Raw genomic sequence first — 15,010 nt, 5'->3', positions numbered from 1 at the left:
GTCCAACAAACGGGGCGCAGTTCAAGTCCAGGGGTCTCATTCTGCACGACGAGGGGTCTCATGATGAGACCCAACTAACAAAAGACCAACAAGATTACCCCTCTGCCCCTTCGGGGCATCTCCCCGCCGACGGGGAGAGCCACGACGATGATCCCGGTGAGGTCGCGGACGCGGACGCCGTCCGCGTGGTCGACGAGCTCGTCTGTCGCCGTCGCCTGTTGGGCGTTTCGTCGCCGGAGCCTCGTCGGAGGGACCTTGCGGCGGTCCGTGGCCTGCTGGCTCGTCTGTCCGCCGACGGGGTGGCCGATCCGGTGGCCCGCGTGCTGTCCGTGCTCGGCTTCGCGATGCGGGGCGACTGGTGGCCGAAACGGATCCGGTCCGGCCGGAATCTCGCGGCCTTGTTCGACCAGGTCGTCGACGACATGCGTCTGGCCGGAGTCGCTGCCCGCGAGACCGTCTCCGACGAGGACGCGGGGCATGTGCATTCGGTTTCCTGCCGGCATGTGGCCGGGGTCGTGGACTCCCCCGCGGCCCGTGCGGCGCAGCCGTTGTCGGGGCGCCGGTGGGAGCAGGCCGGGCTGGTCGCCCGGCTGTTGAACGAGGGCGTGGACGCGGAGGATGCGGCGGGGCGGCTGGCTGACCTGCTGCGCGAGGCCGAGCGCCGGCGTGAGGAGGATCTGGCGGAGCTGGCCAGGCTGCGTGAGGAGCGTGGCGGCAGCATGTTCGCCGGTCACGGGAAGGTGGAAAGCGAGGTGGCGGCATGAGCGAGCCGCGTGGATGGTGTGCCCAGTTCCCCTCGGTGTGGGCCGATCAGATGTGGGGGCTGGACGATGTGGACGACGAGAACCCGTCGGGCCGTCGCGCCCTGGTGGCGGCGGGCATCCGGATCTGTGATTCGTGCCCGTTGCGGTTCCGGTGCCTGGCGGACGCGATCGTCACGCATGAGCGGTACGGGATCCGCGGCGGCCTGCGTCGCATGCCCCGGGTGAGGCTGGCTTCCGCGGCCAGGGCCGCCGGGGTGGATCTGTCGGGCGTGCGCGCGTCGCAGAACCTGGAGTCGTGGCTTCGCGCGAATCCCGGGATGATTGGTCTGGTGCGCGACGCCGAGTCCAAGGACCGCGCCTACCGGCGTCATAACCAGCAGCGCAGGGAGGCACGTCGGGAGCGGCGCGAGGCCGGTCGGGCGCAGTCGGTCGCGGAGTCCGCGACGCAGGGAACGTTGGACGCGGGCGACGGGGTGTCCGATGCGTGGGCGTGACCGTCTGATCCGGTTGCTGATCCTGCTTCTGTTCCTGGGCCTGGTGTTCGTCGTCAGCGGAGTGGCGACGTGGCGGTTCGTGTCCGTGCTTCCCCCGGTCGTGGCGTTCCCGTTGCTGGTCGTGCTGGCCGTGTTCCTGCTGTGGATCAGGACGGATTGATCCGCCCCTCCACGGCCTCCCCCGGTCCGGTTTCCGCCGGTCCGTGTCCATTGGTTTTTCGGTATTTCGGTTGTTCGTTTTTTCGGTTAAGGAGTTTGTGATGATTGTGACGATTGCTTCGGCCAAGGGTGGTGTCGCGAAGACCACGAGCGCGGTGTTCCTGTGTCTGGCGCGAGTGCTGGCGGCGGACGGGACGGCGTTGCTGCTGGACGCCGATCCGCAGGGCAGCGCGAGCATGTGGGCGGACATGGCCGTGGACGGCGGGTGCGGCTTGCCGTTCGATGTGGCGCCGGCGAATCTGGCGACCTTGCGTCGGGTGCGGCGTGAGCATCCGTCCGGGTTCGTGGTGGTGGACGCGCCCCCGGAGGGCAAGCTGTTCGAGGAGTCGATCGCGCAGGCCGATTTCGTGATCGTCCCGACCTCGGACAGCCCGTTGGATCTCCAGCAGGCGTGGGCGACGGTCGCGGCCGTGCCCGCGTCGGTGCCGGCCGCGGTGCTGCCGGTGCGTGTGGAGCCGGGCACGGTGGCGTGCCGGGAGACGCTCGCCGCGTTGCGGGAGCATCGGACGCCGTGCTTCGACACGGTGGTGCGCAAGCGTCAGGACGTCAAGCAGGCGATGGGGTCGCGTCCCGGGAAGTTGTGGGAGTACGCGCAGGTGTACCGGGAGCTGATGGGGGTGGTCGCATGAGGAACATGAACGCGTTCCGTCCCGCGCCGCGCACCATGTCTATCTCGTCGCCGGCCGACGTGTTCCGTCGTGACGAGGCGGACGCGGACGAGTGGATGAAGACGAGCGTGAGCCTGCGCCGCGAGACCCGTCGCAGGGCGAAGCAGTACGCGATCGACCATGACATGAAGCTCCAGGAGGTCGTGGACGCGGCCCTCCGTGCGTACATGGACGGTTCCCGATGACTTCGGTCTTTCGGTCTTTCGGTCTTTCGTTTTTTCGGTAAATAGTCGCAGGTGCGGGGAGGTCTTCATGTCAGAACTGCTGCGGGATTGCCGTGGTGTCGGCGATCCACTGGACGGGCGGGCGGCCGTGGTCGTCGCCCCGGCCCGTTCCTTCCATGTTCCATTGACCGATGGCGAGGGCCGGGTCTGCCGACTGGCCGACTATTCGGAACGCCCAGCAGGAGCCGGGCACCGTGCCGTTGATCGGGAATATGCAGATGGTTCCCTGCCCGTGGTGCGTGATCTTGATGACGAGCGGGACCAGCGGTGGGAGCGTGATGCGGCCGGCTTTCTGGTTCATGCGGCGGGCCTGGTCGTTGGTTGGGATGCTCAGGACGAGGCAAGCGTGGTGGTGTGCGGCCCATGCGTCGACGGAGTGCTTGATCCGGGTTCCGATGCCTTCGCCCCTTCGCTCGGGCGCGACCGCGATCCCCTGGATCATGCAGCAGCATCGTTCGAAGGTCTCCGCTGCATCGTGCACCCCTCGCGCCGCGAGGTATTGGGCGTCCTGGCTGTCTGGCATGACGAACGCACCTCCTACCAGGCGGTCCTGGGACCACGCCCCTATAAGCGTCGGCCTGTACAGATCCTCCGGGTTCGGGACGGGCTTTGGCAGCGACTTGTCCCATCCATGCTCGATCTGTTCGGTCAGGAGGTTCCAGACCATGTCTGTCTGCACCTGGCCCGCCGTCGGGACGATCCGTATCCGGGATGCGGGTTCGTGCCGCTGGGCAGGTCCGTGCAGGAGATCCTTGAATCGTCCGAAAAGCCTCATGACGACAACCTTCCCACTTCCGGGGAACATCGGCAAGCCCAGGATCGGGCATCCAACGTCGGGCGGAGGAGGTACGGCATGAGCGCGAAGGGATAAGGGCGTGCACGCCGCCGTGTGCGGGGACGGTAGATATGCACCATCCCCGGCGGCGTGGCCGGATGATGGACCATCATGGCGTTTTCGGTGTTTCGGTATTGGAGTATTTCGGTATATAAGGAGCAGCAACATGGAAAAGAACGAGAGCAGGATCTGGGTGTTCGATCCGGCGAACAACACGGATCATGAGGCGGGCGGTCTGCGTGGCAAGCCGATCACGCCGCCGGAGTGGGCCGAGAACCGCGGGCCCGGCTGGGCGTCCCCCGATCCGGAGGGATCCGGGCCGCGGAGGCCTCGTCGCGTGCACGCGTGGATGATCGCCGTGGCCGTGATCGCGGTGGTCGCGGTCGTTTTGGCGGGCCTGGGGGTCTGGCAGGCGGTGCGCGTGCGTGGCGCGGTGGCGTCCTGCGAGTCCATGGCGGCGCAGGCCACGGCCGCGTATGAGGATCTCCTGAAGCTGGTCCAGTCCGACGAGCTGAAGGACGCGAAGGCCATCACGGCGGACCAGGTCGAGGATCCCGACACCGTGACCGCGCTCCAGGACGCATTGCAGAACGCGGGCGGGACCGTATCGATTGGCGTGTGCGGGGTCGAATGGTACGACCTGCACCCCGATCGTATCGTTGAGAAGCCCGCACGGGGCAAGACCCTGTTCGAGTCGAAGCGCCAGTCGTTGAGGAAGGCGATGGACGCGGTCCTCAAGTCGCGTGACGCGAAGACCCTGGCCGACGCGAAGGACGCACTGAAGGCGAAGGTGGATCAGGGTGCCTCCCTGCTGAAGGATTCGGACGGCAAGGTCCAGGACAACGCCGTCAGGGACGCGTTGAGCAAGGCGATCGACCAAGCGAGGAAGCTGCTTGACGAGAACGACGACGCGAAAGCCATGAACGACGCCACGACCTCGCTGGACCAGGCGATGAGCGCGGTCAACGACTCGGTCAAGGCCAAGCAGGATGCGGACGCGAAGGCCGCGGCCGAACCCGCCGCGGCGCAGGCCGCGCAGCAGACGCAGCAGTCGTTCACGCCCAGCTACACCGGCGGCGGGTATACGGGTGGCGGATACACTCCCTCGTATTCGCCGGGAGGATCTGTGCCCTCCGACGGCGGCTCCTCAATCGGCGATATCCCGTCAGGCGCGGTAGGCGGGACCGGGGTACCGGGCGGGGATAGCTGCGTGCCGGTTTGCATCGACGGCGCATGTCAACCTTGCCCGTGATATCGCGGCATGAGGCCATAGGTCCCGGTCTTCACGACCGGGATTTTTCGTATCTACGCATGTTTCTGTATTTCAGTATTCGTTCTTTCGGTATTTCAGTTTGTCGGTTTTGCGGTTTGTCGGTTTTGCGGTTTGAAAAGTGGCAGGTTGTCCGGCCAGACCACGGCGTGTCGCGTTTTGTAATGGGTGTCGTCGTCCGGGCCGGCCGGGCGATTGACCTCTTCTCCGAGACAAGCCGGGGCCCTTCGGGGTCCCGGTGCCCACATGGATCGGGGTCGGGGCCAAGGAAAAGTAATAAGGAGAAGATCAGATGAGTTTTGATCCTTCCACGCGCCGCCGTCGGACCGGGCAGTCCGGTCGTGCGGGGCGGTTGTTGAAGTCGGCCGCGCGTGCGGCGGTCGCGGGCTTGGTGGCGGCGGGTATGATGGCCGCTCCCTTGACCGCGATGGCGGGCATGGGCTCGGGCGGGTCCGGCGCGACCGGTTCCAGTGGTTTGGGCCCGAACGGTGATTTGCTGTACGTCGCCGATCAACAGATCAATGGGAATCCGACGCAGGGTTGGGGTGACGCTTCGATCGAGTACGCGATCAATCGTCTGCGTGCGTCGGGTTATCAGGTGCCTGGTGATGGGTACCAGTTGCATGATTCGATCTATTCCACGTGTCGCGAGGCGATCTCGAACGCGATCGCGGACAAGAGCGACGGCCCGGCGGACAAGGCCCGCGTGGTGGGTCTGGCCGCGACCCTGGGCCAGACGAACACGCTGGTGTCTTGGGGCACGAACCCGGGCGATTTCCGCAATCGTTTCGAGAAGAACTGGAGCTATCTGGCTCAGGATGGCATGGGCAACGACCTGGTCGGTTGGAGCGACGAGTGGGTGAACAAGCTGCACACGAAGTTCAACGACCAGATCACCGCGACGGGCCAGCAGTATCCGACGGGCGTGTCCCTCGTATGCGTGGCCGTGAACAACTACCAGCCGCCGGCGCAGGATTACGATCTGACGGTCTCGACGGACCTGTCGAGCCCGAAGGCGTTGCAGGTCGGCGCGACGGACCGGATCACGGACGTGATCCACGCGAGCAACAACGGGTCGTCGATCAAGGAGAACCTGACCGGCACTGCGGTCGTCCATTTCGACGGCAACTCATACGTGCCCGCGCAGACCAGGAGCAAGCAGATCACGTTCGCCAATTCGGGTGATACGAGCGTTGATCTGTTCGGGCCGGGTGATTTCGGGTGGGAGCATTGGCCCGCAGGGAACATCTGGGTGGATGTGCAGGTCCCGAAGCAGGGCAAGATGAAGACGGCGGTGGATACCGCGGACCGTGACCCGCGCGAGACGCTGACCGTGAGCGAGGTCCCGCCGCCCGCCCCGGTGAAGGAGATCGAGGAGGGCGTGAGCGCGGACTCGATGACCAACCGGACCACGATCACCACGGGCACCGGCAAGGGCGGCTGGGAGATGACCATCAAGGACGTGATCGAGCCGAACGGCGTGGACTACGAGGTCTCGAACATGGAGGTCGTCGACACCACGACCGGCGAGGACGTCAGCGACCAGTTCACGATGAGCTGGGACGAGGCATCGAACACCGTGACCGCCGTGCGCGCGGCCGACAAGGGCGAGATGCCTTTGGATCATGAGTACGCGTTCAGCTTCGACGTGACCGTGCACACGCCCGAGGGCTTCGTGAACGTGAAGGACACCGCGTCCGTGCAGTGGAACCAGGAGCCCGAGGCGTCGACCGACACCAAGGAGTTCCCGACCTGGCAGCCCAACCCCGACAAGTCCTGGATCACGCAGGACGCTGACGGCAAATGGCAGGCCGTGATCGACCCCGAGGAGACCAACGCGACCGGCGCCGACACGAAGAAGTTCCTTGACGGGGACAAGGTCGCCAGCGTGGTCAACGCGACCGTGGGCGCGAACCTGATCGAGGCGCCCGAGAGGTTCGAGATCACGGACGACTGGAGCGCGGCGGACTACATCTGGGACGGGCCGACCGACGCGAAGGACGTGCGTGTGTACGCCGCCGAGGCGACCACCGACCACCAGTCCAGCGTCGCGGACATCGTCAACGACGGCCAGGACGTGACCGAGCACTTCGACATCACCATCGACGGCACCAAGGCGACCGCCAGCGCGAAGAAGGAGTACCGCGAGACCCTGAAGGGCCTGGACAAGCCCCTCCAGGTCACCCTGCTCCTGCCCGGCGAGATCAACTTCGCCAACGGTGGAGGCGCCGCCCAGGTGCGCGAGGACTTCGGCAAGCAGGCGGGCGACGAGCTGACGTTCTGCGCCGCTCCCGACGCGTCCGGCAATCCGACGGATCCGACGTTGACGAACAAGGGTTCGCAGACCGTGAACGATCACACCGCGCCGACGAACGAGCCTTGGATCTGCGGTTATGTGCCGCCGGTCGTCAAGGATGTGATCGGTGAGGCCAGCGAGGGCGGCGACCAGTCCAGCGTGGACGGCATGGTCGTCCATCCGGGTCAGAAGGTCGAGTACCAGCTGACCACGCAGCCGAACCTGCCCGGTGATCTCGCCTACGGCGTCAGCAAGGTCGTGTTCACCGACTCGTACGATCAGTGGCTGTCTCCGGACAAGCAGACCGTCGAGATGATGGACCTGTCCACGGGCCGGGTCGTGCCGAAGTCGAAGTATTCGACCGAATGGGACGAGGAGAACCACCTGTTCCGCCTGACCGTGACCGACGGCGAGCTGATCGGCCAGTGGCGTGCGGGCGGCAGCCCGCGCCTCCAGGTGCGTTTCGAGGGCACCGTGGCGAATGACGCGCCCACCGACCACAAGGTCAACAACAAGTGGGTCCTCACGCTCAACAACAGTCTGACCCCGTCGAACGAGGTGTTCAACATCCCGCCCGACTTCAACCCGAGCAAGGAGGACAACCAGAGCGAGGCGCAGGGCGACCCGACCGTGTCGATCGACGACAAGACCCTCCTGCTGGGCGATACCGGCAACTACGTGATCAACCTTGATCTGATGCAGAAGGATCAGGCGTACGACGTGTGGCGTGCTGGCATCACCGACGACTACGACGACGCGTATCTGGAGATCCTCGCCGCCGACATCGAGGTGATCGCCGACGACGGCCAGGACGTTACCGATCGGTTCAACGTCGCCATCCAGGACGGCGTCGCCTACGTGTACGCGAAGACCGTGGACACCCAGGTGCCGGCGACCGGCGAGACCGTGCCCGGCGACCCGCAGCCGACCGATCTGAAGGCGTACGCGGAGCTGTCGGCCGACGATCATGATCCGCTCACGGATCCGGCGATCGACCAGACGCTGCTCGGCCACACCTATCAGGTGATCCTCCCGTACACGGTGATCAAGGTGGACGACGGCTACGTGGTCGAGAACACGGCCACCCAGGTCGTCAACGACACGCGCAAGGACACCAACATGGTGTCGAACCCGTTGAAGCCGATCAACCCCGTCAAGGACGTGACCGTCGAGGTCGGCGGCGACAGCGCGAACGGCCAGTCGATCTACCTCGGCTCCACGTTCCTCTACCAGCTGGATTCGAGCATCCTGCCGGCCGACCGCGCCTATCCGACGGTCGAGGAGTGGGGCATCGACGACCAGCTGGATCCGAAGGTCGACGTGCTGACCGGCCAGTGGGCCGTGTACGCGACCCGCGACCTGTACAAGGATGGCGAGATCCTCGCCAAGCAGGGCCAGCGCATCGCCGGCAGCGGTTTCGATTCGTCGAATCTCGGCGGCGACATGTTCACCGCCACCCTGGATCCGGCGACCGGCAAGGTCGTGATCGACAGCACCGAACTGTACCGCCAGCTCGTGTCCGCGGACACCCAGCATGAGCAGGGGTGGCGCGCCTACATCCAGTGCAAGCGCGCCATGGTCACCGACCGTCACGAGAATGTGTTCACCGAACGCTACAACGGCAAGGAGATCGTATCCAACGTCGTGTGGACGAAGACCCCGGACATGACCCCGAGCCTGAAGATCGAGAAGTGGGACGAGAAGTCCGGCTTCCCGAAGGGCGACCGCGACACCCCGGAGGAGGCGCTCAAGGGCGCCAAGGACGGCGACGTGATCGTGTTCACCATCACCAACACGTCGAAGACCGATCCGGACACCGGCGAGGGCGCCTGGTTCAAGGCGTCCGACCTGGAGCTGACCGATGAGACCATCGTCGGCGACGGCAAGGTCACCGACCTGACGTATCCGGACGATTGGGACACGCTGATCCTCAAGCCCGGCGACTCGGTCGACGTCAAGGGCACGCTCACCGGGTTCACCACCGAGAACCACACGGATCGCGCCCAGGTCACCGGCACGCCGCTCGTGGAATGCCCCGTCACCGACGACGACCCGTTCGGCGACGGACAGTCCGACGGGGAGAAGCCCGAGACCGTGGAAGTCGACGGCAAGACCCTGTGCAAGGACACGAAGGTCGACTCGAACACGGATGACTGGAACGCGACCAGCGGTCTGGCCTCCACCGGCAGCACGGTCCTCGTGATCGCCGGGGCCATGATCCTGCTCACCGCGGGCGGCGTCACGCTGTTCGCCCTGCGTCGTCGCACCACTCCGGCGCACTCCGACCGCTGATTCCGACACTCCCGTCGGAACCGGTAGGGATGCCGCCCGACCCCGGTCGGGCGGCATCCCCATACCCAATCACCACCATGAAAGTGAGGTTTGCCGCCGTGCCGCCAATTCTCATCGCCGGTTTGTTGCGGTACCGGTCACGTCGATTGACCGGATTGCATGCGGCGTAGTTCCGGCCTGTGCGCGTCAAGGGGTCGGCATCCTTTGCAGGGTGTCGTTCCCCTTTTCTTGTCCTTGGACAAGCGCACAATTAGTCGAACAATTGTTCGATTTTGGATGGAGGTCGGGGCATGAACAGGCAAGCGCGACCCTATGGGAGGATCATGCGGATTCGGCGTTGGCGGCGTCCCTTATCGCCGCGGCGTCTGCCGGTCATGCTGGAGAGCGTGCGCGCCGGTTTTCCGAGCGTCGCCCAGGATTACGCGTCCGACGATCTGAGCTTGGACGAGCATCTGATCGATCACCCCGATACCACGTTCCTCGTGCGCGTGGCCGGGGACAGCATGATCGGGGCGGGTATCTTCGACAACGATCTGCTGATCGTGGACCGAAGCCTGGAACCGGTGGACGGTGACGTGGTCGTCGCCGTCTTGGACGGAGAATTGACCGTCAAACGACTCGCCCATGATCGGCATGGCGCCTTCCTGCACGCGGAGAACCCGAAATATCCGGACATTCGCCCCGCAAGCATGGGCGAGAACCTGATCTGGGGTGTGGTCACGGGCAGCTTCCACGCGCAACGCGGCCGGCGGGGCCTGTGATGAATCGGCATGTGCTCGCCGACGCGGACAGCTTCTACGCGTCCTGCGAACGCGTCTTCCACCCCAAGCTGACGGGCCGGCCGATCGTGGTCCTGTCCAACAACGACGGATGCGTGGTCGCGCGCAGCCGCGAAGCCAAACGACTCGGCATCCCCGAAGGCGAACCCTGGTTCAAAATCCGCGAACAGGCGGAACGACAAGGCGTGGTCGCATGCAGTTCGAACTACGAGCTGTACGCCAGCCTGTCCCGTCGCATGATGCACGTCATGGACCGGCATCTACCCAACCGTGTCGCCTACAGCATCGACGAGGCATTCCTCGACGCTCCCACCAGCCCGCGACACGTCCGCCCCGCACTGGAGGCGATGCGCCGTGACATCCTCAAAGGGGTCGGCATCCCCGTCACCGTCACCGCCGCCCCGACCCGCACCCTGGCCAAACTGCTCAGCCACTGGGTGAAACACCATCCCAGCCTGAACGGCATCGCGGCATGGGATGAGCTGACCCTTTCGCAACGGGACATGATCCTTGACGCCACGCCCGTCGAAGACATATGGGGAGTCGGACGGCGCACCACGCCCAGGCTCAACGCCATGAACATCACCACCGCGCAACGACTCCGGAACACGGACCCCACGCTGATCCGCCGCCGGTTCGGTGTCAACCTCGCGCGCACGATCCTCGAACTGAACGGCACGGACTGCATCAGCCTGGACGGGACGGACGCGATCGACGGGCGACGCGACCAGATTCTTTGCAGCCGCATGTTCGGCCATCCCGTCACCGATCGGGATAGTCTGCTTGCCGCGCTCGACGTGTACGCGCAGCAGGCCGCCGTCCGGCTCCGTCGCCAACACGCTCTGACCCGACTGGTCGGCGCGTTCGCCGCCACCAGCCCCTTCCACGACAACTACCGGAGCGTCCGGGCGTGGGCGCGCCCCGAGGATCCGACCGACGATCCGATTATGATCATTCGCACGGTGAACGAGGCGTTGCGCCCGCGCCTGAACGACGGTGTCCGTTGGGTGCGGGGCGGCATCCTGCTCACCGACCTGACCGACCGGAACGCCTACCACACGTTCGCCGGGCTTGATCCCACTTTGGATCACGGTCTCGCCGGCACGCTCGACCGGATCAACCATAAATACGGGATCATGCACGCCGGGGTCGGTTACGCGGGCATTCGCGGCGCCGGACGGCACACCCTGGACACCGGCGCCGACTGGCGGACGCGACGCGAACGCCTGTCGAACCGGGGCACGACCCGGTGGGATGAACTCATAACGGTCAAAGCCGCGTAGAGGCGATCAGTAGTTGTCGTTCAGCCCGTTGTTCACGCTGTCGAGCATGTATTTGTAACGTCTCTCTTGGCTCCTGACGACTTCGGCGTCGATGGTGGGCCTGTATACGTCGAGGACGCTGTATTGGAACTCGTCGAGGTGTTCCAGATGTTTTTTCAGACCGGTGTTTCCGCCGAACCCGTCGTCTGCGTAGTCACGCCAACGCTGCCAGAGGTTGTCCTTGCCTGTCGCCGATCCCACATACTGCTTCCCGCATCCGGGGTGGAGACAGGTGATCAGGTACACGGCTTGCACGGAGCTCATGGCGTCGCGCCAGGCGGCGTATGTCAACGGATCGTTTATGATCTCGCAGAGCGTCGGACGGTCGAGACGCAATTCACCGAATCCCGGGAATGGCATCGGGGTCGGGTCGGATAATTCGATCACGGGGAAATCCTGCCTGCTGGCCGGGCGTTCCCAGTTGATTGCATTGCATGTCCAATCCACTGCTAACCTATCCACGTACTCCGAGAGCAGTTCCGAATCCCTGAGATCGTACCAGACATCTCCGTCGTGAGGTCCCGCTTCTTCGGGGAGCCCAATGGGCCTGTCCGGTGCGGGGATGATTCCGTGGTTCTCGTATACCGCCGCGAGACGGCTTCCATTCCCTCTTCCATGCGGCGTGAAGATCAGCCACAGATCGGCGACGTTTTTGCTCTCCGTCGGGGGCTGGATGCATGTGTATTCGCGTAGCATGCCGATTCGCTGGCATTCCCAAAGACACGGTTTGTTGCTGTGGCGCAACAATAGGACTCTCCTTGGTTCCACTCCCTCGGCTCGAAGAATATCCGTGAGCGTAAACATGGCCGTCCTCCCAAATCCTTTCCGCTCCATCGCTGTGATTCAGTGAAATGGCTATTCTCAATCATATCGGCAATCCGTCGGCGCGCACCGTCTGGTTCAAGCCGAAAACCCGCCGCCGCGCATGAAGCGTGGCAATGGTTGATCCGTGTTCTTGTGCGATAACATATTCCTGCGTTCGACTCGTCTCTCTTCCCCCTTATTTTCCGGGTCGCGTGCGATGGTGGCCCCGAATCAAAGACGGGGCCACCTTTCATATTCTTTCGTGCTGGCTCTCCGGTTCGGGTTGTGGCATTCTGTCCGGCCAAGTATGGTTCCGGCGGCTTGATGATGGTGTTGTCCGTTTGTTCGTCCGGAGGTTTGTCATGGATTATGTCGATCGTTTGTATGGGTTTTTGGAGGCTTTGAAGGAGCGCGCGTATCAGCCCGGCGAGGATTCCGTGGCCGATTCGTTGCTGCTTCCCGCGTTGGCCGAGTTGTCCCGTCGTCCGGATCTGCGTGACGCGGTGTTGTGCAAGGCGATCAGCCCGTCGATGGATGGGCTGATGTTCCGTCAGGTGGCCACGCGCCTGGATCATCAGGGTACGGAGGAACGGAGTCGGGTGGATGCGGCCGCGTTGGCGTTCGTCGGCGAGCTGATCGGGAAGGCGTGGGATTCGCCCGCTTACGATACGAAACAGATCGTGCAGCGTACGTATCATCAGGATCTGCCCAAGCTGTTCGATCGTCTGGCGTCAAGGATCGTTCCGTCGAGGGATCAGTCCGGTGTCCGCGCGGTCGGCGCGTACGTGTCCTGGTTGCAGGGTGATGATGGGGCGTTGTTCCGCGGCTATCTGGATGCGCTGGCTCGTGTCCGCGAGCATGATCCGTGGGCGGAGAAGCTGGAGGCGGCGTATGCGGCCGGGGCGTATCCGGCGTGGCTGGAGCGTGAGACGGCCGAGATGGAGCGTGCCGGGGCCGTGAACGCGGCGACGCTTATGGACGATGCGCCCTCGCCGGTGCTGCGTTCCGTGTGAGGCCGATTGTGCAGGCTCCTTTGCTGCAACCCACCCAGCGTTGGTGGGATGACGAGGGTTCCGAACCGCCTGTCGTGGATGGCGAGCCGTCGGCTCCCCCGACAGCGGTCGCCCACATTGACTTGACGGCTGCGCCGGGGGATGCGGACTCTTCGGCGGATGCCGTGCCGTTTTTGGATGCGGTCGCGGATCCCGATCCCGATGATGGTCCCGTGCGTGTTTCGGCGTCGCGTGTGCCGTGGCGTGCGTTGGCTGTGGTCGGCGTGTGTGTCGGGCTTGCCGTGGCCGGAGTGGGTGGTGTGGTCGCGTATCGCGCGTACCGGACTACCCGTCTGGCGTCGTTGCGTGAGTCATGTGTGACGGCGGTGGACGCGCAGTCGACCGCTTGGAAGGGATTGGAGGGGTCTCTTTCGGAGGCGCGTGATCTGTTGGAGACGGTCGATGCGGATGATGTGACGGATGTCTCCACGATCGCCGATCTGTCCGATCTGATCGATGGCGCCCCCTCCTCTCCCGATGCCGAGGTGTGCGCCGTGGACGCGGAGACCGGTCTGACCGCGGCGGTCAGTCGCGCCGAGTCCCAGACGCAAGCCTATGACGCGTACGCGGAAAAGCTCGCCGAGGCCGTCGACGGGGTCGTCGCTTCCCGTGACGGGAAGGTCTTGGATGATGCACGCAAGGCGTTGGACGAGGTGATCGACAAGGGTGGGAACCTGTTGGAATCATCCAAGGGCATGGTCAAGGACGGGAAGACGCGCGACGCGTTGTCCGACGCGTTGGACCGGGCGCGCGACCTCGATTCCTCCGATGATCCGGAGGAGCTGGACGAGGCCCGCACGCGGATCAAGGACGCCATGGATGATGTGACGGCCAGCGTCAAGGCCAAGGAGGCGGAGGAGGCCACGGCAGCTGCGGCCCAGCAGGCGCAGTCCCAGTCGCAGCAGTCGTACGCGCCTTCCCAGTCATATACGCCGTCACCGTCGTATGGCGGGGGTTCCTCCTATACGCCTTCGTACACCCCGTCCTACGGGGGTGGCTCGTCGGGTGGTTCCTCGTCGGGTTCCTCGCCGTCGTGGTCGGTGCCGGATGCGGATACGGGCGGTGGTTTCGGTGACGTGGATCCGAGTCTGTGATGGAAAGGAAGTGCCATGGGTGATGCTTCATCGTGTGTGACCGGCTTGCTGCCGGTGTTCGACGCTCCCGCGACGCGTCGTGTGTGGCTTGTCGCCGCGCATGGCGGGGCCGGGTGCAGCACGATTTATCGGAGTGCTCCGGAGTTGTATGCGGATGCGGGGCGTGCTTTCCCCGTGCCGGTTGATGGTTCCGATCCGGTGTTCGTGTTGTGCGCGATGGGCTCCTGTCAGGGGTTGGAGTCGTTGCGTCGGCTGCTTTCGGAATGGGATCGGGGTCTGTTGCCGGGTGTGCTGGCGGGTGTGGCCGTGACCGATTGCATGCCGCGCATGCCGCGGTCTCTGGTGCGTGGCGGCTTGCAGGTGTGTTCGCCGGCGCCCTGCCGGTGGCGTCTGCCGTACATCGCGTCGTTGCCGGTGGAGGGGTTCCCGGACCGGTGGCCTTTCGCGTATCGGCGTATGGCGTCCCGGTTGGAGGGGTTGCCGGCTGTGGCAGGGTGTCCGGCCAAACCGGAGTCGTCCGGTCGGAGAATCGATGTGACGGATCCGAACGAATCATTGTTGGAGGTTGTTTCATGATCAATCAGCTTGTTTCCGTGGCGTATGGCGTTCTGTTGGCGGATAACCTGTCCGATCCGACCGCCTGTCTGCCCCCGGGGTTCAGTGGTCCGGTGACGACCGCGCTCGGCTGGGTGAAGGCTTTGGGTCTGGTGATCGGCCTGGTGTCGCTGATTCGTATCGGCGTGCATATCCTGCGCCAGCAGGGCGATGGCGTGCCGGATCGCGACGACACGATGGACAAGATCGTCAACTGGGTGGTCGGCATCCTGATCGCCTCGTTCGCGTTGAGCTTCATGGCCGCTTTGGGTCTGAACATCTCGACGAGCTGCTGAGGGACAA

14 protein-coding genes and 1 pseudogene are annotated in these 15,010 nt (G+C 64.7%); 13 read left to right on the top strand and 2 right to left on the bottom strand.

The window, feature by feature from the left end:
* From B4C31_RS02605 to B4C31_RS02585, 5 genes and pseudogenes are all read left to right on the top strand, one after another.
* Positions 1-764 (top strand): annotated as a pseudogene (locus B4C31_RS02605) (hypothetical protein); the annotation flags it as partial.
* The gene (locus B4C31_RS02600; protein WP_291531220.1) at positions 761-1,258 is read left to right on the top strand and encodes a WhiB family transcriptional regulator; all 498 of its coding nucleotides are present in this window, start codon (positions 761-763) and stop codon (positions 1,256-1,258) included. The pseudogene B4C31_RS02605 and the gene B4C31_RS02600, both read left to right, overlap by 4 nt.
* Positions 1,245-1,418 carry a hypothetical protein gene (locus tag B4C31_RS02595; RefSeq protein WP_291531219.1) on the top strand — a complete coding sequence of 58 codons (174 nt, stop codon included), beginning with the start codon at positions 1,245-1,247 and terminating at the stop codon, positions 1,416-1,418. Before B4C31_RS02600 ends, B4C31_RS02595 begins: the two co-directional genes overlap by 14 nt.
* A gap of 100 nt (positions 1,419-1,518) precedes the next feature.
* Positions 1,519-2,106 (top strand): ParA family protein, encoded by a 588-nt coding sequence (locus tag B4C31_RS02590; protein WP_291531218.1) that lies wholly within the window; start codon positions 1,519-1,521, stop codon positions 2,104-2,106.
* A complete protein-coding gene (locus B4C31_RS02585) occupies positions 2,103-2,330 on the top strand; it encodes a hypothetical protein (RefSeq protein WP_349679121.1) in 228 nt (75 codons plus the stop codon). The genes B4C31_RS02590 and B4C31_RS02585 overlap by 4 nt, the downstream gene beginning before the upstream one ends.
* A gap of 70 nt (positions 2,331-2,400) precedes the next feature.
* Here the strand turns inward: B4C31_RS02585 and B4C31_RS02580 are convergent, their stop codons facing one another.
* Entirely contained in the window at positions 2,401-3,144 is a 744-nt protein-coding gene (locus tag B4C31_RS02580) for a GNAT family N-acetyltransferase (RefSeq protein ID WP_291531217.1), read from the bottom strand.
* A gap of 226 nt (positions 3,145-3,370) precedes the next feature.
* Between B4C31_RS02580 and B4C31_RS02575 the strand changes: the two genes are divergently transcribed.
* From B4C31_RS02575 to B4C31_RS02560, 4 genes are all read left to right on the top strand, one after another.
* The gene (locus B4C31_RS02575; RefSeq protein ID WP_291531216.1) at positions 3,371-4,456 is read left to right on the top strand and encodes an FIVAR domain-containing protein; all 1,086 of its coding nucleotides are present in this window, start codon (positions 3,371-3,373) and stop codon (positions 4,454-4,456) included.
* Positions 4,457-4,766: 310 nt separating this feature from the next.
* Positions 4,767-9,062 (top strand): LPXTG cell wall anchor domain-containing protein, encoded by a 4,296-nt coding sequence (locus tag B4C31_RS02570; protein ID WP_291531215.1) that lies wholly within the window; start codon positions 4,767-4,769, stop codon positions 9,060-9,062.
* 323 nt (positions 9,063-9,385) lie between these two features.
* Complete coding sequence (locus tag B4C31_RS02565; protein ID WP_291531214.1) at positions 9,386-9,823, top strand: LexA family protein; 438 nt, start codon at positions 9,386-9,388, stop codon at positions 9,821-9,823.
* Entirely contained in the window at positions 9,823-11,124 is a 1,302-nt protein-coding gene (locus B4C31_RS02560) for a Y-family DNA polymerase (RefSeq protein WP_291531213.1), read from the top strand. Before B4C31_RS02565 ends, B4C31_RS02560 begins: the two co-directional genes overlap by 1 nt.
* Before the next feature lie 6 nt (positions 11,125-11,130).
* Here the strand turns inward: B4C31_RS02560 and B4C31_RS02555 are convergent, their stop codons facing one another.
* The gene (locus B4C31_RS02555; protein WP_291531212.1) at positions 11,131-11,859 is read right to left on the bottom strand and encodes a GIY-YIG nuclease family protein; all 729 of its coding nucleotides are present in this window, start codon (positions 11,857-11,859) and stop codon (positions 11,131-11,133) included.
* Between the two features lie 470 nt (positions 11,860-12,329).
* Between B4C31_RS02555 and B4C31_RS02550 the strand changes: the two genes are divergently transcribed.
* From B4C31_RS02550 to B4C31_RS02540, 4 genes are all read left to right on the top strand, one after another.
* A complete protein-coding gene (locus B4C31_RS02550) occupies positions 12,330-12,980 on the top strand; it encodes a hypothetical protein (RefSeq protein ID WP_291531211.1) in 651 nt (216 codons plus the stop codon).
* Positions 12,981-13,192: 212 nt separating this feature from the next.
* Positions 13,193-14,113, top strand: coding sequence for a hypothetical protein (locus B4C31_RS02545; RefSeq protein WP_291531210.1), 921 nt, complete (start codon positions 13,193-13,195; stop codon positions 14,111-14,113).
* 15 nt (positions 14,114-14,128) lie between these two features.
* On the top strand, positions 14,129-14,689 hold the full coding sequence (locus B4C31_RS08795; RefSeq protein ID WP_349679120.1) for a DUF6668 family protein: 561 nt from the start codon (positions 14,129-14,131) through the stop codon (positions 14,687-14,689).
* Entirely contained in the window at positions 14,686-15,003 is a 318-nt protein-coding gene (locus B4C31_RS02540) for a hypothetical protein (protein WP_291531209.1), read from the top strand. Before B4C31_RS08795 ends, B4C31_RS02540 begins: the two co-directional genes overlap by 4 nt.
* Positions 15,004-15,010: the final 7 nt, after the last annotated feature.

The sequence above is a fragment of the Bifidobacterium sp. UBA4282 genome (genome assembly GCF_002394995.1).
Taxonomy (GTDB): Bacteria; Actinomycetota; Actinomycetes; order Actinomycetales; family Bifidobacteriaceae; genus Bifidobacterium; species Bifidobacterium pullorum_B.
The sequence above is the reverse complement of the archived record's forward strand: the minus strand, read 5'-3'. Positions and strand labels throughout refer to the sequence as shown.